The organism is Rheinheimera sp., from assembly GCF_030690345.1.
In the GTDB taxonomy this organism is placed as follows: domain Bacteria; phylum Pseudomonadota; class Gammaproteobacteria; order Enterobacterales; family Alteromonadaceae; genus Alishewanella.
The window spans coordinates 460,014-477,998 of sequence record NZ_JAUYGV010000006.1; the positions used below are offsets into that span (position 1 = coordinate 460,014).

Genomic DNA, 17,985 nt, shown 5'->3' on the forward strand with positions numbered 1-17,985 from the left:
CGGTTATACTTTTTCGAACAGTTCGGTGACTTTCCTCAGTGTGAAGTCGATGTTTTTCACACTCTTTGGCGCAATAAAGATAGTGTCGTCACCGGCAATAGTGCCGAGCACGCCTTCAGCTTTGCCTACGGAATCCAACAAACGGGCAATTAACTGGGCAGCACCCGGGCTGGTACGGATAATAATCATCACATCATTGTGTTCTATATCCAGCACCAGCTGACGCAGCGGACTTTTGGTGGTAGGTACACCCAATTCTGGTGGTAAGGTATACACCATCTCTTGTTTGGCATTGCGGGTGCGTACGGCGCCATATTTGCTCAACATGCGGGACACTTTTGACTGGCTGATATTATCAAAGCCATCATTTTTAAGTGCTTCAACAATTTCGCCCTGAGAACCAAAGCTTTCAGTTTTCAACAGCGCCTTAAACGCCTGGATCAGTGCTTCTTGTTTCGCTTGCTTAGTCATACCACGCTCTTACCTGTTGTTTATTGCTGCTATCTTAGCAAAGTTCGTTGTCCGGTACACTTTGTGAAGTAAAGTACACTAAAATTCGCTAAAATGCTTAGACTTTAGGCTTAAGCTATTTGTATTTTCAACGCGGTTTCAGTATTGTTGGCGCGTTTTCATTCAACCGTTATCAAGGGAGATAATTATGAAAGTTGCCGTATTAGGTGCCGCCGGTGGTATTGGCCAGGCATTATCGTTATTGCTGAAATTAGACTTACCAGCAGGCACAGATTTAGCGTTATATGATTTGGCGCCGGTAACACCGGGTGTTGCGGTTGATTTAAGCCATATCCCTACTGCTGTTAAAGTAACAGGTTACGGTAAAGAAGACTTACACACTGCACTCTCTGGTGCAGACATTGTGATGATCCCTGCCGGTATGCCACGCAAGCCTGGCATGGACCGTTCAGATTTATTCAACATTAATGCCGGTGTGGTAAAAACCTTAGCTGAAGCTATTGTGCAACAGTGCCCGAAAGCGTTGGTGGGTATTATCACTAACCCGGTAAATACCACTGTGGCTATTGCTGCTGATGTATTCAAAAAGGCCGGTACTTATGATCCGCGTCGTTTGTTCGGTGTAACTACGCTGGATGTGATTCGTGCAGAAACCTTCGTTGGTGAATTAAAAGGTAAAAACCCGACTGAAATCACAGTACCTGTTATCGGTGGCCACAGCGGTACTACTATTCTGCCGTTATTGTCACAAGTTACCGGTGTAAGTTTCTCTGATGATGAAGTGGCATCTTTGACACACCGTATTCAGAATGCCGGTACCGAAGTGGTTGAAGCCAAAGCCGGTGGTGGGTCTGCAACATTGTCTATGGGCCAGGCTGCTGCGCGTTTCTGTATTTCCTTAATTAAGGGTTTGCAGGGCGAGAAAGTAACTGAATATGCCTATGTCGAAGGTAACGGCGAATATGCCCGCTTCTTCGCTCAGCCAATTACACTGGGTAAAAATGGCGTAGAGGCATTACTGCCAATCGGTACTTTAAGTGCTTATGAGCAAAAAGCCATGAATGATATGCTCGGCACGTTAAAAGCCGATATCACCTTAGGCGAAGAGTTTGTAAAGAATAACTAAGTTGTTCTGCAAATAAAAAAGGCGCTAAGGCGCCTTTTTTATTTGCAGCCGGAAAAACTTTAGTGGCTGCGCGATACTGCAATATCGGCCAGCGCCAGTAATGCTTGTTTGTAGTCTGATTCGGGAACGGCGGCAAGAGCCTGTCGGGCTTTTTCTGCTTCGGCCTCTGCCAATTGCCGGGTATAGCTAAAGGCGTTGGTTTCATGCAATGCAGCCATAATAGCGTCAAGCTGCGCCATGCCATTGCCTTCTTCTATCGCTTCACGGATCAGTGCTTGTTGCGCAGCAGTGCCGTGTTTCAGCGCATGAATTAATGGCAGTGTGGGTTTACCCTCAGCCAGATCATCGCCAATATTTTTGCCCAGCTCAGTGGCATCAGCCTGATAATCCAGTACATCGTCGATCAGCTGAAAAGCAGTGCCTAAATGCATACCGTACAGCTTCATGCTGTTCACTACAGCTTCAGGTTGCTGCGCAATAATAGCGGCTAATTGAGTTGCGGCTTCGAACAATTTGGCGGTTTTACAGTAAATCACCTGCATATAGCTTTGTTCGGTGGTGTCAGCGTCATTGACGTTCATCAACTGTAATACTTCGCCTTCGGCGATAATATTAGTGGCGTCAGCCAGAATATGCATAATGCGCATGTCGTTCAGCGATACCATCATCTGGAATGAGCGGCTGTATAAAAAGTCGCCTACCAATACACTGGCTTGGTTGCCAAACACTGCATTGGCCGTTTGTTTACCGCGGCGCAGTGTTGATTCATCAACCACATCATCGTGTAACAGCGTTGAGGTGTGAATAAACTCTATAATAGCGGCAACGGTAACATGAGCATTGCCCTGATAACCTAATGCCCTGGCGGCCAACACCGCCAACAGAGGGCGTAAACGTTTGCCGCCACTGTTAACTATGTAGATACCCAATTGATTAATCAGGGCCACGTCAGAGTTTAGCTGCGAAAAAATATGCTGATTAACAGCGGCCATATCCTCAGAGGATAGCTGCTGGATCTGTTCGAGCGTCATGAAAAACAACTGCTTAAACCTTAGAATGGCGATAATTCTACACTATCGGCGAGGCAGTCCCAAAGCAAAACCGGATCCTTTTATGGCATCAATGATCTTTTTTATATTACTACTTGCGGGGGTAGGGGAAATTGCGTACAATTCGCGCCCTGTGAATTGAATTAACACGCCCCTTAAAACAAGCGATGGCGTGCTTTGTACGGAGTTAACTATGTACGCGGTTTTCCAAAGTGGTGGCAAACAGCACCGTGTGACGGAAGGTCAAACTCTACGTCTAGAAAAACTAGACTTAGAAACCGGCGCAACAATCGAATTTACACCGTTGATGGTCGCTAATGGCGAAGATATCAGTATCGGTGCACCTTTAGTTGAAGGTGGTAAAGTAGTAGCGGAAGTGGTCACTCATGGCCGTGGCGATAAGCTTAAAATCGTTAAATTCCGTCGTCGTAAGCATTCACGTAAACAGATGGGCCACCGCCAGTGGTTCACTGAAGTGAAAATTACCAGCATCAGCGCGTAACAGGAGTATCGACACATGGCAAGTAAGAAAGGTGTAGGTAGCACTCGTAACGGTCGCGATTCAGAAGCTAAACGCTTAGGTGTTAAGCGCTTTGGTGGCGAGTCAGTTTTAGCTGGTAGCATCATCGTGCGTCAGCGTGGTACTAAATTCCACCCTGGCACCAACGTTGGTATCGGTAAAGACCATACTTTATTCGCTTTAACTGAAGGTAAAGTGAAATTTGAAGTTAAAGGTGAGCACAATCGTAGTTTTGTGAGCATCGTCAGCGAATAAGCTGTAAAACTTTAAACAAACCCCGCCTTGTGCGGGGTTTTTTATTAAACATTCTGCCTGATACAACCTAACAGGCATTTTGTGCACAGCGTGCAACAAGCTAAGTTATACTTATATGCCAGCCGTTTGCTGGTAGTTATTTAATATGGTTAATCAGGACGCACCCGATGAAGTTTGTAGATGAAGCGATAATACGGGTTGAAGCCGGCAACGGCGGCAACGGCATTATCAGTTTTTTACGTGAAAAGTTTATATCAAAGGGTGGCCCGAATGGCGGCGACGGCGGCGATGGTGGCGATGTCTATCTGGTTGCCGATGAAAACCTGAATACGCTGGTAGATTATCAGTTTGAAAAGTTTCACCGCGCAGAGCCCGGTGAAAAAGGTGGCAGTGTAAACTGTACCGGTAAACGCGGTAAGGACCTGGAGTTACGTGTGCCGGTCGGCACCCGCGCTATAGACGTTGATACCGACGAGGCGCTGGGCGATTTAACCCGTGCTGGCCAACGATTACGCGTTGCAAAAGGTGGTTGGCATGGTTTGGGTAATGCCCGCTTTGCTACCAGTACTAACCGTGCGCCACGCAAAAAAACCAACGGTACGCCGGGTGAAATCCGTAATTTACGCCTGGAGCTGCTGTTGCTGGCTGATGTGGGTTTGTTAGGTCTGCCAAATGCCGGTAAATCTACCTTGATCCGCGCAGTATCTGCTGCACGGCCGAAAGTGGCCGATTATCCGTTTACCACCCTGGTGCCGAATTTGGGCGTAGTGCGGGTTGAATCGCACCGCTCTTTTGTTATTGCCGATATTCCGGGCTTGATTGAAGGTGCTGCCGATGGCGCTGGCTTGGGCATCCAGTTTTTGAAGCATCTGGAGCGTTGTCGCTTATTATTGCACGTAGTTGATGTGTTGCCGGCAGATGGCTCAGACCCTGCGGAAAACGCCGTTACCATAGTGCAGGAACTGGCAAAGTACAGTAAGAAGCTGGCCGGTAAACCCCGTTGGTTGGTGTTTAACAAACTTGATCTGGTGATGGACGATGAGCTGGACGATGTTATTGCTCAGGTTACGGCCGCACTGGAATGGGATGGCCCGGTTTTCAAAATTGCTGCCGCCAGCCGTACCAACACTGAGCGTTTAGCGGCTGATATCCTTAATTATATTGAGTTACTACCGGCGGATAAGCCGGCAGAACAAGCCGCTGATCCGGTAAACTTTAAATGGGATGACAGCCCTGTTGATGCGCAGCATGTGATTGATGAAGATGACGATGATGACGACTTCGATGACGATGATTATGATGTGGAAGTGATTTATCAGCGCTAAGGTACGTTAATGATTATATCTATGGTGGCAGCTATGGCTGCCAACAGAGTAATAGGCAAAGATAACCGTATGCCGTGGCATTTGCCCGCCGACTTAAAGCATTTTAAACAAGTTACCTTAGGTAAGCCGGTAATTATGGGGCGTAAGACTTTTCAGTCTATCGGTCGTGTGTTACCGGGCCGGCGTAATATTGTGATCAGCCGCAGTCCTCCGGCTGATGCGCAAGGCGCTGAGTGGGTTACGGGATTAGAGCAAGCGTTGAACTTGCTGCAAGGTCAGGCGGAAGTTATGGTTATTGGTGGTGCGCAAATTTATCAGCAATGTTTGCCGCTGGCACAGCGCTTGTATCTAACCGAGATAGCGCTGGAGACGGAAGGGGATACTTGTTTTCCTGACTACCAGCCGTTCGGCCCCTGGCGCCTGGTTGATGAGTCAAACCATAACGCAGATTCAGTAAATCCATACGCCTGTCGCTTTGTAACATTGGAGCGTCAAAGTACGATTTAGGCCATATTTGCACCTGTCAGCACATGTTGTTAAGATGATTCAGGTTATATACAGCGAGGAGTAGTAAATGAGATTATTGCCAACTTTGTTTTGTACGGCAGCAGTGACGTTGTCATTACTGGTAGCGCCTGCTGCGGTAGCCGATGATCAGTTAGCTGCTTCTATGTGTGACTACGTAGCCGCGGACGATAAGAACCGCTTGCGTAAGGTATTAAGTGACTATCGCCTGCGCTTACGTAACATCTATGATGGTGTGATATGTAACGGCCAGAGCTTGATCCGGCATTCTTTTACCAGCAATGCGGCAGATGTCGGTGAGTTTATTGCTAAGCAGCTACCAGGCTCAGCTATTGCCGACTCCGGTGATATTGCCTGGGCTGAAGCGAACGGCTTTGCGGCATCACCGCTATTGGCCGTGTTGAAAGAGCGGGCCGGAAGTTAAAACTTCATTAAATAAAAAAACCGCCTGAGGGCGGTTTTTTTTATTGCTGTTGCTCTGCTTACACTTTGAATTGTTCGACTGATACACGCAGCTCTTCAGCTAAACGCGCCACTTCGTGGCTCGATTCAGAAGTCTGCTCGGCACCGGAGGCAGTTTCTTCGGCAATAGACACGATTGACTCCAACAACTTGCTGATTTCGTGTGATACCTGATTCTGCTCTTTTGCAGCGTCAGAGATTTGCTCACTCATATCGTGTGCCAGATGCACCGCGTGGGTGATGGAGTCCAGTGCTTTGGTGGCTACTTCGGTTTTCTCAACACAGTTTTCAGCTTGCTTGCGGCCTTTGTTCATGGCTTCTACCGCAGCTTGGGCGCCGCTTTGCAGCACCTGAATCATCGCCTGTATTTCTTGGGTAGAGGCCTGAGTTTTACTGGCCAATGAACGTACTTCGTCAGCTACCACGGCGAAACCGCGCCCCTGCTCGCCGGCACGAGCCGCTTCAATGGCGGCATTTAATGCCAGCAGATTGGTTTGCTCGGCTATACCGCGAATAACGTCGAGGATGCTGCCGATAGATGCGCTGTCTTTATGCAATTTGTTGATCACGGTAGAAGCTTGCTCAACATCTTGTGACAACTGCACGATGATGGCTTTGTTTTCCAGAGAAATGCCTTTAACCCGCTCTGCTTCATTGTCAGCATTCTTAATTTCTGCCACCGCATCGTTTGAACTTTGCAGTACCACTTGTGCTGTGCTGCTCATCTCTGTGGTAGCAGTTGCTGCCTGGGTCACTTGTGACTTCTGCTCACGTATAGCTTGGGTAGTCTGCACGGTAATGGCTGAGGTCTGCTCTGAGGCTGCAGCCAACTGCGTAGAGCGGGAAATGATGCCCTGAATCAGTTGCTGCAGGTTAGCTATAACCTTGTTGCAGTTACGCGCCAATTCGCCAAACTCGTCTTTAGCGCTGTCATCCAGTTTCTGCGTCATATCACCAGAGGCAACTACTCCAAGAATTTGGTTCACTTTGGCCAGCGGTATGGAGATGCTACGCACTGTTACTGTAGCGATAACCACAGACAGCAATATTGACCCCAGCACTACAACAAAAATCAGCGTTATGGCGTTGGACACTTGTGAAACGGAGTCCTGCTGAATCTGCTCTGCAGCGGCGCTGGCCTGGCTTAACAACCGCTGTAAACTGGACATTGCGTTGGCGGTTTGTTCTTCTGCGGCGGCTAAAGAAGCTGTAGCTTCTGCGGTGCGTTGCAGCCGTTGTAGTTTTAAGCCCGGAATGCTGTTGCTGCCTTCCAGTAAGTTGTTTATTTCATTTACTTTTTCTTCCAAGTCTGCCACCAGGTTAACCTGGCCGTTGGTTTCTGAACGGATAGTGGCAAACTGCTCATTCAAATCTTTCAGACGAAAGGCAATTTCGTTGCTGATAGTGTTAGCGGTAGTATCAGAGGTAGTACGGTTTAAATCCACCACATTGCTGATTAAGGTATTAATGCCGGTTTCTATACTGGTGGCAGCCTGATAAGAGCGGGGGAAACGCCGCTGTACGTCACGTACGTCAGTAAAATCAAGAATAAGCGACGCCATATCATCTGCATTCATTTCCAGATCTGACAATTTGCTGTCAATGGTGTCACGTAAGCTGAGATTGCTTTCCAACTGACTGAATAATTTGGCAGTAACCGGAGTAAAGTCAGTGTAAGCCTGGGCTACAGTATCTGCGGCAGACTTTAATGTCGGCTCGCCTTGTACTGCTGTTGTCAGTGTGTTTGCAGCCTTCTGATAACCTTGCTGCTGCTCAGAGAATTGTTGTTTCAAGGTTGCCACTTCGCTCAAGGTGGTGGCATAAAATGCTTGTAAGCTAAGCTTACTCATCGAAACGAATTCGCTTTGCATTAAAGCACTGTTTTCCAGTGCCGGAATGGACACCTGATTTACTTCGGCGGTCGAGGCACTGATATTGTTCAGGCTGACATAGGAAGCCACACCTATGATAAGCAGGAGCAGTGAAATAATACCGAACCCACCGATCACCCGCAATGCAACGGTTAACTTCATAATAACTCCCGATTTTTTTGCTTGATGTTCACCTTAACGTAAGATGAATAACTTCTCAAGTCTGGCCAAAGCGTGCAATTATACAGCGATTACTACAGGCCTGCCACACTATAACGTTGTTGTGTTTCTATGCAGTAAGCAGTCAGTGCATTACCCCAGACACAGCCGGTATCTAACGCATGAATATCTGCTACAGGACTATAGCCGTTTAATGCCGCCCAATGGCCAAAAAACAGCTCAGGATGCGGTTTATTACGCCAGAATTCATACCAGGGCACCAGCGCAGTCTGATAGCGCGGATGACCTTTTTCTTTCAATTCCAAAGTACCATCTTCGCGGCAAAAACGCATCCGGGTACAACTGTTAACAGTAAAACGCCAACGTTGTTCTGCGCTAAGGCCGGCGGCAAAAGAATCGGGCTGATTACCATACATAACGCCAAGCAAAGTCTGCGGGTCATCCCGTAACAGCTGCTGTACTTCGTTGGTTAATGTTATGGCGTCATTAAGTGACCACTGTGGTGCCAGGCCTGCATGTACCAGCAGGTAACGCTGATCAGGGCTGATATAAAGCAGCGGCAGGTGGCGAAGCCATTGCACCAGTTCGTCTAATTGCGGGCTATCCAGCAGCGGTTGTAACAAATCTTTGGCTTTAACGCTGTTAAAGCCATAGTAACAAGCAATAAAATGCAGATCATGATTACCCAGCACACATACGGCGTTATCCCCAAGGCTTTTTACAAATTGCAGACATTGTAATGACTGCGGCCCCCGGGCAATTAAATCGCCGCAGAACCAAAGCTTGTCCTGTGTCGGGTCGTAACTGATGCGTTGTAACAGGCGTTGCAACACATCATAGCAGCCCTGCAAATCGCCTATTACGTAAGTTGCCATCAGTTAAGAATGTTGGGCATGGCCAAACGAAACAACGGAATAGCTGCATGAAAACGCTCTTGCTGTGAGGTTTCCATTTCATAGTGGCCCTGCATGTTGCCAACCGGCGTTTCCAATACAGCACCACTGGTGTAACGATAGCTGCTTCCGGGCGCCAGCTGAGGTTGCTCGCCGACGACGCCTTCGCCTTCTACTTCGGTTTGTTTGCCATTAGCGTCGGTGATCAGCCAATAGCGGCGTAACAAACGCACAGCCTCACTGCTATGATTGCGAATCGTAATACTGTAGGCAAACACATAGCGTTCGGCAGCAGGGTCTGACTGCGCCGCAATATAAAAGGTTTCTACTTCAACCGGTACGTTGTAATGCGAACTCATAGCTGTGACTCTTTTTGCTCCAGCCACTGTGCAATGCGGACAAAATCATCCACTGACAGTTGTTCCGGACGCTGGCCGGGATCCAACCCCAATTGCAGCAAGTCTTCTGCGGTAGCAATATTACTAAAGCAATTGCGCAGCGTTTTACGGCGCTGATTAAAGGCCTCAAGGCAAACCCGGTTCAGGCTTTCGGCCGACACTAATGCTCTGGCTGATACCGCTTTAGGTATTAACCGTACCACTGCCGACTCGACTTTAGGTGCCGGCTTAAATGCGCCCGGCCCCACTTCAACCACCGGCATCGCTGTGCAATAGTACTGCGTCATAACACTTAAACGACCAAAGGCTTTGCTGCCATGCACAGCAGTCATGCGTTGTACCACTTCTTTTTGTAGCATGAAATGCATATTTTCAATTAAATCAGCATATTGAAAAAGATGAAACAGCAGCGGCGTTGAAATGTTATACGGCAGATTACCAAAGACTTTCAGTTTTTTCGTGCTGCTGCTCAGGCTGGTGAAGTCAAACTTCATCGCATCCGCCTGATGAATGGTGAGCTTCTCCGCCAGTTGCGGATGTTGCTGCAAACGCTCCGCCAGATCTCTGTCCAGCTCTATCACCGTTAAATGGCCGGCGGCTTCGGCGACCGGTTCTGTCAGAGCGCCTAAACCCGGGCCAATTTCTACGAGGATATCGTCTGGTTTGGGAGCAATGGCTTTAACAATACGGCCGATTACCTGAGGATCGTGCAGGAAGTTCTGGCCAAAGCGTTTGCGGGCGCGGTGGCCCTGGTGTACGTTATCAGTCATTAAGAGTCGTCGTTTTAGTGGCCAAACTAATGGCTTGGTTAACGGCATGGAACAGGCTGCCGGCATCAGCTTTGCCGGTGCCGGCTAAATCCAGCGCTGTGCCGTGATCGACCGAGGTACGGATCAGCGGCAAGCCCAAACTGATGTTGACCGAACGGCCAAACCCCATGTGTTTGAGCACCGGCAATCCCTGGTCATGGTACATTGCCAACACCGCATCGGCGTCATTCAGATACTTAGGCTGAAACAGCGTGTCGGCCGGTAAGGGGCCAACCAGTGTCATGCCCTGAGCACGCAACTCGTTCAGCGCAGGAATGATAATATCCAGCTCTTCGCGGCCAAGGTGGCCGTCTTCGCCGGCATGCGGGTTTAAGCCGCAAACGTAAATTTTCGGCCGCGCAATAGCAAATTTTTGCTGTAAATCCTGATGCAGGATACTGATAACTTTCAGCAGGCGCTCACGGGTAATGGCTTTAGCCACATAAGCCAGCGGAATATGCGTGGTGGCCAGGGCGACCCGCAGGCCTTCTGTTGCCAGCATCATCACTACATAAGGCGTATTAGACTGCAGGGCAAAAAACTCGGTGTGGCCGCTAAACGGAATACCGGCCTGATTAATAATGCCTTTATGCACAGGACCGGTAACAATGGCGGCAAAGTCACCACTCATCGACTTCTCGCCAGCGAAGCGCAGCGTGTCTATCACGTACTGACCGTTAGCTGCATTTAATTGACCGGTAACAACCGGCTCTGCCAGCTCAAAGTCTACCAGCGTCAGGGTGCCGGCGCGCTGCGCCACTGCCGGCGCTGTTGGGTCGTAAGGCAGTAAGCGTAACGGCAAATTAAGTTGAGCGGCGCGGTCGGTTAATAGTGCTGCGTTGGCGCACACCACCAGCTCAACCGGCCATTCCTGTTGCGCCATGGCGATAACCAGATCGGGCCCTATGCCTGCCGGTTCGCCGGGAGTAATACCAAGGCGCAGTGTCATCAGTCTTCTGCCATCACTTCAATATAGGCTTCGGTACGCAGCTCACGCAGAAAGTTGTTGGCTTCCTCGTTATAGCGGCGGTTAAATATCATGCGGTAAACCTGTTCACGTTTTTTATCTGCAGTGGCATCCACGGTGCGCTTGTCCAATACCTGGGCAATATGCCAGCCGTGTTCGGTACGAAACGGCTCGCTGATTTCATTTGGCTGCAAACGATTAAGGGTATCTCTGAACGCCGGTACAAAGACTGCAGGCTCACTCCAGCCTAAATCGCCGCCGTTCAGCTTTGAACCCGGGTCTTCAGAGTGTTGTTTAGCCAGTTCAGCGAAATCAGCTTCGCCGGCTCTGAGTTTGGTAACGAACTCTGCCAGCATACTGCGGGCGCGTTCTTCACTGAGAATAATCGACGGCTTGATCAGAATATGGCGTGATTTAACTTCGTTGATATCGGCCACGTTTTCACCGCGGATATCAAAGATAGTTAAAATATGAAAGCCGGCACCGGAACGTAATGGGCCAATCATATCGGTTTTTTTACGGCCGCGAATGGCTTCGGAGAACAGCGTTGGCATTTCATTAATATTCATCCAACCTAAATCACCGCCTTCCAGCGCATTGGAGCCGGAAGAAGAGGCAATAGCGATGCGCTTAAAGTCACTGCCGTCGCGCAGTAATTCCATTACTTTATCCGCACGTTCTTTCGCGGCATTGATGTCGTCTGTTGTTGCCTGGCTTGGGATCGCAATTAAAATATGGCCCAGATTGTATTGTTCGTTGCTGGCGCCTTGCTCTTCCATAAGCTTGAGCACGCTGTCAACTTCTTGCGGGCTGATATAAACCCTGCGTTGTACGTTGGCGCGTACCACTTCGCCGGTAATCATTTCTTCACGCAGCCGTTCGCGAAAGCGCTCGTAGTCGCCTTCTTCTGCTACCACTTGCTGACGGAACGCTTCCAGCGACAGATTTTCGTCTTGCGAAATATTGCGGATGGTATCATCCAACTGGGCGTCACTGATTTGCATACCCATGCGCTGCGCCAGTTGCAGCTGCAAACTGGTAAGAATAAGACGTTCAACAGCTTGAGTGCGTAAGGCTGCATCTGAAGGTAAGGTTTGCTGCTGTGCGGCAGCGTTACGTTTAACCCGGTTAACAACATCGTCAACATCGCTCTGCAACACCACGCTGTTATCAACAACGGCAGCCACCCTGTCAATTTCGCGTTCAGCCGCAGCGCCTTGTACACTGACGCAACATAAAAGTGCGGTCGCGATAATTTGAGATAACTTCATAAATTCCTGCATTAATTAGTAAGTAAATACGGCCGTCGATAGGTAAAGATACCGTTGGACAGCATATCAGACACGCCAAAACCGGCGCTGTCGCCAAAGCCTTTAAGCACAAACTGCAGGCCTATGCTGTTGTCCAGCTGGCTTGCTCCGGTAACATTATCTATCGGCAATTCAAGATCAGTCAGCAACTGGCGTTTGGCCACCAAACGCACAGCCCAACAGCAAGACTGATACTGCACACCGAAGCTGGCATCTATCATACGATTATTTGTCACATCACGATAGTAAGCACCAACCAGCTGCCAGTTGTCTGCCACCGGCACCGTGCCGAGCACGCCCAGTTGTTGGATCTGCAGACCTGAGACTGCGCGGCTGTATCTATGGTTCAACTGAAAGATGCTTTTGTCGCTGGCGCGGTAATCCAATGAGGCATTGCTTTTTATTACCTGCTCGCTGTCGATATCATATTGTAAAGCGCTGCTGAAGTACCATTTGCGATACCAGTGCCAGATCAACTCGGCCGCCAGCATAGACTCTGCAGAGCTTAAATCGTCCGGTTCATCCGGTTGGATGGTGGGGTCAGCCAGAAAGAAAATTTGCCCGAGGCTAAAGCGAAACAGCTCGTTATCTACGTTATCGTAAAAGCGTGTCGTCCAGCCCACAGTAAGCTGATTGGCTTCGTTGATGCGATCCAGCCCGGAATAACGGTTAATACGGAACAGACCGTAATAGTCATCCTGCAACCTGGTAGTGTCATACAGCCCGATAGCAGTTTGATCACGATACGGAATATACAAATATTGAATTTGCGGCTCAAAAGTCTGCAAGCCACTTTCGCCAAACCAGTCGTATTCCCGCTCCAGGTTTAACTTCGAATGCAGGCGGATTTTTGGCACTGTGCGGCTGGCAGTTGACGTTAGTACGCTGCTGTCATCGCCAAGGCTTTGTTGATAATAGGTGTAGAGTAAACTGGCTTGTGCCGTCAGCTCCAGTGCCGGTGTAATAAAAGGGATTTCAATGCCGGGTTCAATATGAATGCGGTCGGCGTCTGTAACATTGGCGCTGTCGTTGCGAAAATGAGCATATTGCGCCTGCCAGGAAAAATTGACACCCGGTAGCAGAGTCAGCGGTTTGGCAGAGGCAAGGCTTAATTCCGGTAAGGCACTGTAAGCCTTGTCATAATTACCCAGAATTTCAAAGCCTTGAACTCTCAGATGTGAGTTAACCTGCTCGCCGTAATAGCTTACTGTTGCTTCGCGCAGCAGCTGAGTATCACTTTGGTTGCTGTAGTCTGAGCCTAATTCACTCAGATAGGCATCATCACTGATATCGGTAAAGTCGATAGTGGCGCGCACTTCAGAAGTAAAATCGGTTAAATGACTCAGGTGGCTTAGGTAGCGGCTGCCGAAATTATCCGCTTTATCATTGTCTGAGTGCAGGTATTCCAGCTGCAAATTACCCTGATGCTGTTCGCTCAGATAACGGAACTGCGATTTAAGTTGGCTGCCGCGTTTACTCATATAACGTGGCGTCAGGGTTAAGTCGTAATTTTCTGCCAGGTTTAAGTAATAGGGCTGCTCAATATCGAGGCCTGATTTCTGCGAGCTGCCAAACTTCGGTAGCAATAAGCCGCTGCGGCGTTGGTCATTCACCGGAAAAGTCAGATAGGGTAGATAAAACACCGGAATGTCTTTAATTTTAAACACCGCATGACGGGCTTCGCCCCAGCCTTCATCGGCTTCGATATTAATTTCGCTGGCATGCAGCGCCCAACTATTATCTGCTGTCGGACAGGTGGTAAACAGTGCATTGCTCAGCACGACTTGTTGTTTGGACGCTGCCAGCTCGTCGGCATAACCGCGCCCGGCCTGCAGCCGGAATTGATAACTTGCGTCGTCCAGACTGGCGCTGTTTTGCTGCAAATCGGCACTGAAGCGGCTGGCGCTGACCTGCAAAGTATCATTAAAATAATCTATGCCGCCATCTGCATCCATGCTTTGCTTAGCGCTGCTGAAATTTGCTCTGGGCGCCAATAACAAGGTATCGCGGTAACCAATTTGCACATTGCCACTAAACGCCGCTTGCTGGTTATCGCTCAGGTTAACCTGATCTGAGGTAATACGAATAGTCGGATCATCCGCATCCAGGCTGTCGAGTGTGGCTGGTAAAGGGCTGGGCAGATAGCACATTGCTGCAGCGTGATCTTGTGCAAGAGCCGGGGGGCAGGCAGCCACAATCAGAAAAAAACATACTACAGCTAACCCATGCTTCATGCAGCTACTCTTGCCTTACTTTAGGTTGAAGATCGTTATACAAACAGCAGATTGGCTATGATAAATCAATTTTAGAAATCCTGCTAATCCGATATAGTGCAGCCAGTATGACAATAGACGGGTTTTGGCAGAGTTGGTTCAGGTTTTGCCAACAGCGTAAGGGTAAGATTGTGTGGGGTAAAATTCTCGGCGCGTTATTTGGTTTGGCATTACTTAAAGTGCCGGGGTTAATTATTGGTGTATTAATCGGCCACTGGTTCGATCGTGCCTTTAAACAGCAGTTTGAGATGAATGGCGGCTTTAGCGGACTCTTCACCGACAGCATTGATGAGCAAGGCTTATTCCGCTATACCACCTTTGCCACTATGGGCCATATTGCCAAAGCTACCGGGGTGGTGACATCAGCGCATATTCAGCAGGCTACGCAGTATATGGCGCAGCTTGGTTTAAGCGCCAACCAACAAAAGGAAGCCCAGGCCGCTTTTCGGGACGGGAAAGCGATTAATTTCCCATTGCGTGTGCAGTTGCAGCGTTTCTACCAGACGTACCGGCGGCGCAAAGATGTGCTGCAGCTATTTCTTGAGATTCAGTTGAGTATTGCCTGTGTTAACGGCCAAATGACAAATGCCCAATACGGTTTGCTGCAGCAGGTAGCCGGTTATTTAAATTTCAGTGCAGTACAGCTGGATATGTTACTGCAAGCATATCAGGCACAAAACCGCTTCTCAGGCCGCAGCCATAGCGGCAACCAGGCAGATAACCTGGCTGACGCCTATAAGTCGTTGGGTGTCAGCGCCGCGGTTAGCGACCCTGAGCTGAAAAAAGCTTACCGTAAACTGATGTCGCAGCATCACCCTGATAAACTGATGGCGCAAGGGGTGCCGGCTGAAATGTTGGAACTGGCCAAGCGGCGCACTCAGGATATTCAGGCCGCCTACGAGTTAATTAAACAGCGGCGCAGCCGCAGTTAGTGGTTTATAGCCCGACCGAAGTTAACCAACCGTAGATTTCCTGCACTACCCATTGTTGCACATCAGTGTTGTAGCCGGAGCCACTGAGGTAGCGCTGGCGATACACCGGCTTCATATGTTTATTCACCAATTGCCGGCGCAAGCGCAGCTGGCTGAGTACCTGATTATTGTCCTGCTGATGACTGATATCTAACGTTGGCACCTGATGCGTGGCAAGCGCTTTGGCGATCTGGCGGTTAAGCGCAGTATCGCTCAGATAAGCACCCAACATAATAAAAGCCGCCGGTTCAGTTAACTGTTGTGACGCGTACAGCTGGTTTAACAGCGCTGCGCTGCTGCCTTGCGCAATAATAATCGTCACGCCCGGGTTTTGTTGCGCCAATTGTTGTGCCGCGTTAAGCCGCGTAATTAATTGCTGTTGATAGTCTGCCAGTACGTCGTCTGCGGCGATATCCTCCGGCATAGCTGGTGGCATCATGGCCAGGGTGTGCCAGCCGTAGTCGTTCAGTTGTTGGCGCAAGGTATCAATATGCTTCGGACTGGCGGCATGTTCACTGCCATCCGGCAGTAAAATGGCAGTGCCTTTGGTATAACTGGTCATGGCTTCGCGGCGCAGTAACAAAAAACTCTGTTGTTGCAGCGGCACTTCTACCAACTCATCGGCGGTAATCTGCCGGGTTAGATCAGCAACAAAGGCTTGTTCAGCAGATAATGACACCGCTGTGCTGTGAAATGATACCAGCAGCAGGCTGTGAGATAACAAACAAAGATAAAACAGGTGCCGCATAGCCGGTGCTCATTACGCAATGATAACCGGCTATCGGCATATAGCAGCGAAACTTTAGTGTGTCTGCGCAGTTAAGGTGCCGGGCAGTACATATTTATCAAAGGTGTACAGTACCTGCGATTTGTAATCGAACTTGATATAGCCGGGCTGCTGTTGTAACACTGTTACTGTTGCCGCTGCCGGCAGGATAAAGCAGTACTTAGTGGCTTTAAATTCAACCAAAGCACGGGCCATTTCCTGCAGTTGCTCATTAGCCGCCAGCCGGGCTACCTCTGCTTCAGCATTACACACATGCGAGTTAGCGCTTAATGATACGGTTGGTGCCGTTTGTGCTGTGGTGGTAAAGGCTGCGGTAAAACCGGCGATACACAATACACTCAGCGGGCGAAAAAATTTAGGCATAACAAACTCCTGAACCCTGCATGCCGTTGCGCGCTCCTTGTAGCGGCGTAGCGGGTAATATTAACAGACAAGCAGTACAACCGGTGGCAGTAACATTGCGCACCGGACCGACATGCTAGCACAGCTTTTTTATCCCGCGCAGAGAGTTTTCACTGCTGGTTTCACGAAAATAAAAAAGCCGCTGATATACAGCGGCTTTTTTTTGCATAAACTTTAATCAGCGTAAAACAGGTTCTTTAATTTTTGCGGTAACTTTGGCTTCTATACGCTGGTTAGCCGCATGAGCCTCAGAGGTATTACCTTCAACCCGTGGTCGGGTAACACCATAGCCAACAGCACTGATGCGTGAAGGGTCGACATCGAAGTTGTTCTTCAGAATGTCAGCCACTGCATTAGCACGGCGCTCAGATAAGCGCATGTTGTACGCCGGGTTACCGGTATTTGAGGCATGACCTTCAATCATTACCGTAGACTCGGTAAAGCGCTGCATAAAGGCGCCCAGATTGTCTACATCAGCGCGTTGCTCTGCACCGACTACGGCAGAATCGAACGGGAAGCGTACTTCAATATCAATATCACCAACCGCGGCCATTTTCTCAACATACACAGTACAGCCTGATGCATCTACTTTGTGCACAGCCGGGGTGCCGGCACATTTATCCATATTGTCCGGTACGCCATCACTGTCGGCATCTGCCACTGCAACAGGTGCCGGTGCTACAGGTTCCGCCCTTACGGGTGCCGGCGCAGGTGCCGGAGTTGGCGCTGCTTTGGCTGCGGCAGTACCAAACAGGTAGGTCATACCCAGTTTAATGCCGGCATCACCGTAGCTTTCATCAATGCCCTGATAGCGGTTGGCTTCAGCAAATAAAGCAAAGTTCTGATTAAAGAAATGTTTGTAACCCAAGCCCAGATTGAATGCGGTAGTACTTTGCCCTGCATCCATGCGTTTTAAACCACCTACCAAATAAACAGATGGCATAGCCCCTAAATGATAAAGTGCATCAATACCGTAGCGGTTGCCATTAACATCTGAACCATCCAGTAGCGATTGCATTTCCATCCGGGCATATTCTGCACGCAGTGCCCAGTTCTCTGTCAGGTAATAACCTAATTCAACACCGTAGCCCCAATCTTTCTCCATGTAATCCCAGGCAGCAGATTCTGTTTTATCAGTATCCGGCATGTAATACTCACCAAACAGTGAACCGAATACGCGTTCTTTCAAGTCAGCGGCAGTTACTGCATCAGCAAACACATTAGCACTTAATAAAGGCAGGGTTGCAGCAACAGCTAAAAACGTTTTGTTAAGTTTCATCCATATCTCCTTAGGGTGACCCGACAACATAACTGCCACATTATTTTGTGCGGCATGTTAAATTGCGACATTTAAAATGTAGTACATTTGATAGCGTTAATAACATTATTTA

19 protein-coding genes are annotated in these 17,985 nt (G+C 49.1%); 7 read left to right on the forward strand and 12 right to left on the reverse strand.

What is annotated here, in order from left to right:
* Nucleotides 1-3: 3 nt before the first annotated feature.
* Nucleotides 4-471, reverse strand: a complete 468-nt coding sequence (gene argR, locus Q8O77_RS06725; RefSeq protein WP_305552084.1) for a transcriptional regulator ArgR — start codon at nucleotides 469-471, stop codon at nucleotides 4-6.
* 187 nt (nucleotides 472-658) lie between these two features.
* Between argR and mdh the strand changes: the two genes are divergently transcribed.
* Entirely contained in the window at nucleotides 659-1,597 is a 939-nt protein-coding gene (mdh, locus tag Q8O77_RS06730; protein ID WP_305552085.1) for a malate dehydrogenase, read from the forward strand.
* 59 nt (nucleotides 1,598-1,656) lie between these two features.
* Here the strand turns inward: mdh and ispB are convergent, their stop codons facing one another.
* Nucleotides 1,657-2,628, reverse strand: coding sequence for an octaprenyl diphosphate synthase (gene ispB, locus Q8O77_RS06735; protein ID WP_305552086.1), 972 nt, complete (start codon nucleotides 2,626-2,628; stop codon nucleotides 1,657-1,659).
* Nucleotides 2,629-2,839: 211 nt separating this feature from the next.
* Between ispB and rplU the strand changes: the two genes are divergently transcribed.
* From rplU to Q8O77_RS06760, 5 genes are all read left to right on the forward strand, one after another.
* Nucleotides 2,840-3,148, forward strand: coding sequence for a 50S ribosomal protein L21 (gene rplU / locus Q8O77_RS06740; protein ID WP_068233856.1), 309 nt, complete (start codon nucleotides 2,840-2,842; stop codon nucleotides 3,146-3,148).
* A 15-nt stretch (nucleotides 3,149-3,163) separates the two neighbouring features.
* Complete coding sequence (gene rpmA, locus Q8O77_RS06745; RefSeq protein WP_305552087.1) at nucleotides 3,164-3,421, forward strand: 50S ribosomal protein L27; 258 nt, start codon at nucleotides 3,164-3,166, stop codon at nucleotides 3,419-3,421.
* Nucleotides 3,422-3,588: 167 nt separating this feature from the next.
* Nucleotides 3,589-4,746, forward strand: coding sequence for an Obg family GTPase CgtA (cgtA, locus tag Q8O77_RS06750; RefSeq protein ID WP_305552088.1), 1,158 nt, complete (start codon nucleotides 3,589-3,591; stop codon nucleotides 4,744-4,746).
* 9 nt (nucleotides 4,747-4,755) lie between these two features.
* Complete coding sequence (gene folA / locus Q8O77_RS06755) at nucleotides 4,756-5,253, forward strand: type 3 dihydrofolate reductase (RefSeq protein WP_371133451.1); 498 nt, start codon at nucleotides 4,756-4,758, stop codon at nucleotides 5,251-5,253.
* A 67-nt stretch (nucleotides 5,254-5,320) separates the two neighbouring features.
* On the forward strand, nucleotides 5,321-5,695 hold the full coding sequence (locus Q8O77_RS06760) for a DUF3718 domain-containing protein (protein ID WP_305552089.1): 375 nt from the start codon (nucleotides 5,321-5,323) through the stop codon (nucleotides 5,693-5,695).
* 58 nt (nucleotides 5,696-5,753) lie between these two features.
* Here Q8O77_RS06760 and Q8O77_RS06765 read toward each other — a convergent pair whose 3' ends face one another.
* From Q8O77_RS06765 to lptD, 7 genes are all read right to left on the reverse strand, one after another.
* A complete protein-coding gene (locus tag Q8O77_RS06765; protein ID WP_305552090.1) occupies nucleotides 5,754-7,766 on the reverse strand; it encodes a methyl-accepting chemotaxis protein in 2,013 nt (670 codons plus the stop codon).
* 92 nt (nucleotides 7,767-7,858) lie between these two features.
* Nucleotides 7,859-8,659: a symmetrical bis(5'-nucleosyl)-tetraphosphatase gene (locus Q8O77_RS06770; RefSeq protein ID WP_305552091.1), complete on the reverse strand. Its 801-nt coding sequence runs from the start codon at nucleotides 8,657-8,659 to the stop codon at nucleotides 7,859-7,861.
* On the reverse strand, nucleotides 8,659-9,036 hold the full coding sequence (gene apaG / locus Q8O77_RS06775) for a Co2+/Mg2+ efflux protein ApaG (RefSeq protein ID WP_305552092.1): 378 nt from the start codon (nucleotides 9,034-9,036) through the stop codon (nucleotides 8,659-8,661). The genes Q8O77_RS06770 and apaG overlap by 1 nt, the downstream gene beginning before the upstream one ends.
* The gene (gene rsmA / locus Q8O77_RS06780) at nucleotides 9,033-9,845 is read right to left on the reverse strand and encodes a 16S rRNA (adenine(1518)-N(6)/adenine(1519)-N(6))-dimethyltransferase RsmA (protein ID WP_305552093.1); all 813 of its coding nucleotides are present in this window, start codon (nucleotides 9,843-9,845) and stop codon (nucleotides 9,033-9,035) included. The genes apaG and rsmA overlap by 4 nt, the downstream gene beginning before the upstream one ends.
* The gene (gene pdxA, locus Q8O77_RS06785; RefSeq protein ID WP_305552094.1) at nucleotides 9,838-10,833 is read right to left on the reverse strand and encodes a 4-hydroxythreonine-4-phosphate dehydrogenase PdxA; all 996 of its coding nucleotides are present in this window, start codon (nucleotides 10,831-10,833) and stop codon (nucleotides 9,838-9,840) included. Before pdxA ends, rsmA begins: the two co-directional genes overlap by 8 nt.
* Entirely contained in the window at nucleotides 10,833-12,122 is a 1,290-nt protein-coding gene (gene surA / locus Q8O77_RS06790) for a peptidylprolyl isomerase SurA (protein WP_305552095.1), read from the reverse strand. Before surA ends, pdxA begins: the two co-directional genes overlap by 1 nt.
* Nucleotides 12,123-12,133: 11 nt before the next feature.
* On the reverse strand, nucleotides 12,134-14,311 hold the full coding sequence (gene lptD, locus Q8O77_RS06795) for an LPS assembly protein LptD (protein ID WP_305552096.1): 2,178 nt from the start codon (nucleotides 14,309-14,311) through the stop codon (nucleotides 12,134-12,136).
* Between the two features lie 191 nt (nucleotides 14,312-14,502).
* Here lptD and djlA point away from each other — a divergent pair, with 191 nt between their 5' ends.
* Nucleotides 14,503-15,366, forward strand: coding sequence for a co-chaperone DjlA (djlA, locus tag Q8O77_RS06800; RefSeq protein WP_305552097.1), 864 nt, complete (start codon nucleotides 14,503-14,505; stop codon nucleotides 15,364-15,366).
* Between the two features lie 4 nt (nucleotides 15,367-15,370).
* Here djlA and Q8O77_RS06805 read toward each other — a convergent pair whose 3' ends face one another.
* From Q8O77_RS06805 to Q8O77_RS06815, 3 genes are all read right to left on the reverse strand, one after another.
* On the reverse strand, nucleotides 15,371-16,153 hold the full coding sequence (locus Q8O77_RS06805; protein ID WP_305552098.1) for a DUF3530 family protein: 783 nt from the start codon (nucleotides 16,151-16,153) through the stop codon (nucleotides 15,371-15,373).
* 54 nt (nucleotides 16,154-16,207) lie between these two features.
* Nucleotides 16,208-16,555, reverse strand: a complete 348-nt coding sequence (locus tag Q8O77_RS06810) for a hypothetical protein (protein ID WP_305552099.1) — start codon at nucleotides 16,553-16,555, stop codon at nucleotides 16,208-16,210.
* Nucleotides 16,556-16,772: 217 nt separating this feature from the next.
* Entirely contained in the window at nucleotides 16,773-17,873 is a 1,101-nt protein-coding gene (locus Q8O77_RS06815) for an OmpA family protein (RefSeq protein ID WP_305552100.1), read from the reverse strand.
* Nucleotides 17,874-17,985 lie beyond the last annotated feature (112 nt).

Excerpts from the sequence above, each read along its gene's own strand:
- argR (WP_305552084.1), bottom strand. The coding sequence starts at position 471 with ATGACTAAGCAAGCGAAACAAGAAGCACTGATCCAGGCGTTTAAGGCG.
- mdh (WP_305552085.1), top strand. The coding sequence starts at position 659 with ATGAAAGTTGCCGTATTAGGTGCCGCCGGTGGTATTGGCCAGGCATTA.
- ispB (WP_305552086.1), bottom strand. The coding sequence starts at position 2,628 with ATGACGCTCGAACAGATCCAGCAGCTATCCTCTGAGGATATGGCCGCT.
- rplU (WP_068233856.1), top strand. The coding sequence starts at position 2,840 with ATGTACGCGGTTTTCCAAAGTGGTGGCAAACAGCACCGTGTGACGGAA.
- rpmA (WP_305552087.1), top strand. The coding sequence starts at position 3,164 with ATGGCAAGTAAGAAAGGTGTAGGTAGCACTCGTAACGGTCGCGATTCA.
- cgtA (WP_305552088.1), top strand. The coding sequence starts at position 3,589 with ATGAAGTTTGTAGATGAAGCGATAATACGGGTTGAAGCCGGCAACGGC.
- folA (WP_371133451.1), top strand. The coding sequence starts at position 4,756 with ATGATTATATCTATGGTGGCAGCTATGGCTGCCAACAGAGTAATAGGC.
- Q8O77_RS06760 (WP_305552089.1), top strand. The coding sequence starts at position 5,321 with ATGAGATTATTGCCAACTTTGTTTTGTACGGCAGCAGTGACGTTGTCA.
- Q8O77_RS06765 (WP_305552090.1), bottom strand. The coding sequence starts at position 7,766 with ATGAAGTTAACCGTTGCATTGCGGGTGATCGGTGGGTTCGGTATTATT.
- Q8O77_RS06770 (WP_305552091.1), bottom strand. The coding sequence starts at position 8,659 with ATGGCAACTTACGTAATAGGCGATTTGCAGGGCTGCTATGATGTGTTG.
- apaG (WP_305552092.1), bottom strand. The coding sequence starts at position 9,036 with ATGAGTTCGCATTACAACGTACCGGTTGAAGTAGAAACCTTTTATATT.
- rsmA (WP_305552093.1), bottom strand. The coding sequence starts at position 9,845 with ATGACTGATAACGTACACCAGGGCCACCGCGCCCGCAAACGCTTTGGC.
- pdxA (WP_305552094.1), bottom strand. The coding sequence starts at position 10,833 with ATGACACTGCGCCTTGGTATTACTCCCGGCGAACCGGCAGGCATAGGG.
- surA (WP_305552095.1), bottom strand. The coding sequence starts at position 12,122 with ATGAAGTTATCTCAAATTATCGCGACCGCACTTTTATGTTGCGTCAGT.
- lptD (WP_305552096.1), bottom strand. The coding sequence starts at position 14,311 with ATGTGCTATCTGCCCAGCCCTTTACCAGCCACACTCGACAGCCTGGAT.
- djlA (WP_305552097.1), top strand. The coding sequence starts at position 14,503 with ATGACAATAGACGGGTTTTGGCAGAGTTGGTTCAGGTTTTGCCAACAG.
- Q8O77_RS06805 (WP_305552098.1), bottom strand. The coding sequence starts at position 16,153 with ATGCGGCACCTGTTTTATCTTTGTTTGTTATCTCACAGCCTGCTGCTG.
- Q8O77_RS06810 (WP_305552099.1), bottom strand. The coding sequence starts at position 16,555 with ATGCCTAAATTTTTTCGCCCGCTGAGTGTATTGTGTATCGCCGGTTTT.
- Q8O77_RS06815 (WP_305552100.1), bottom strand. The coding sequence starts at position 17,873 with ATGAAACTTAACAAAACGTTTTTAGCTGTTGCTGCAACCCTGCCTTTA.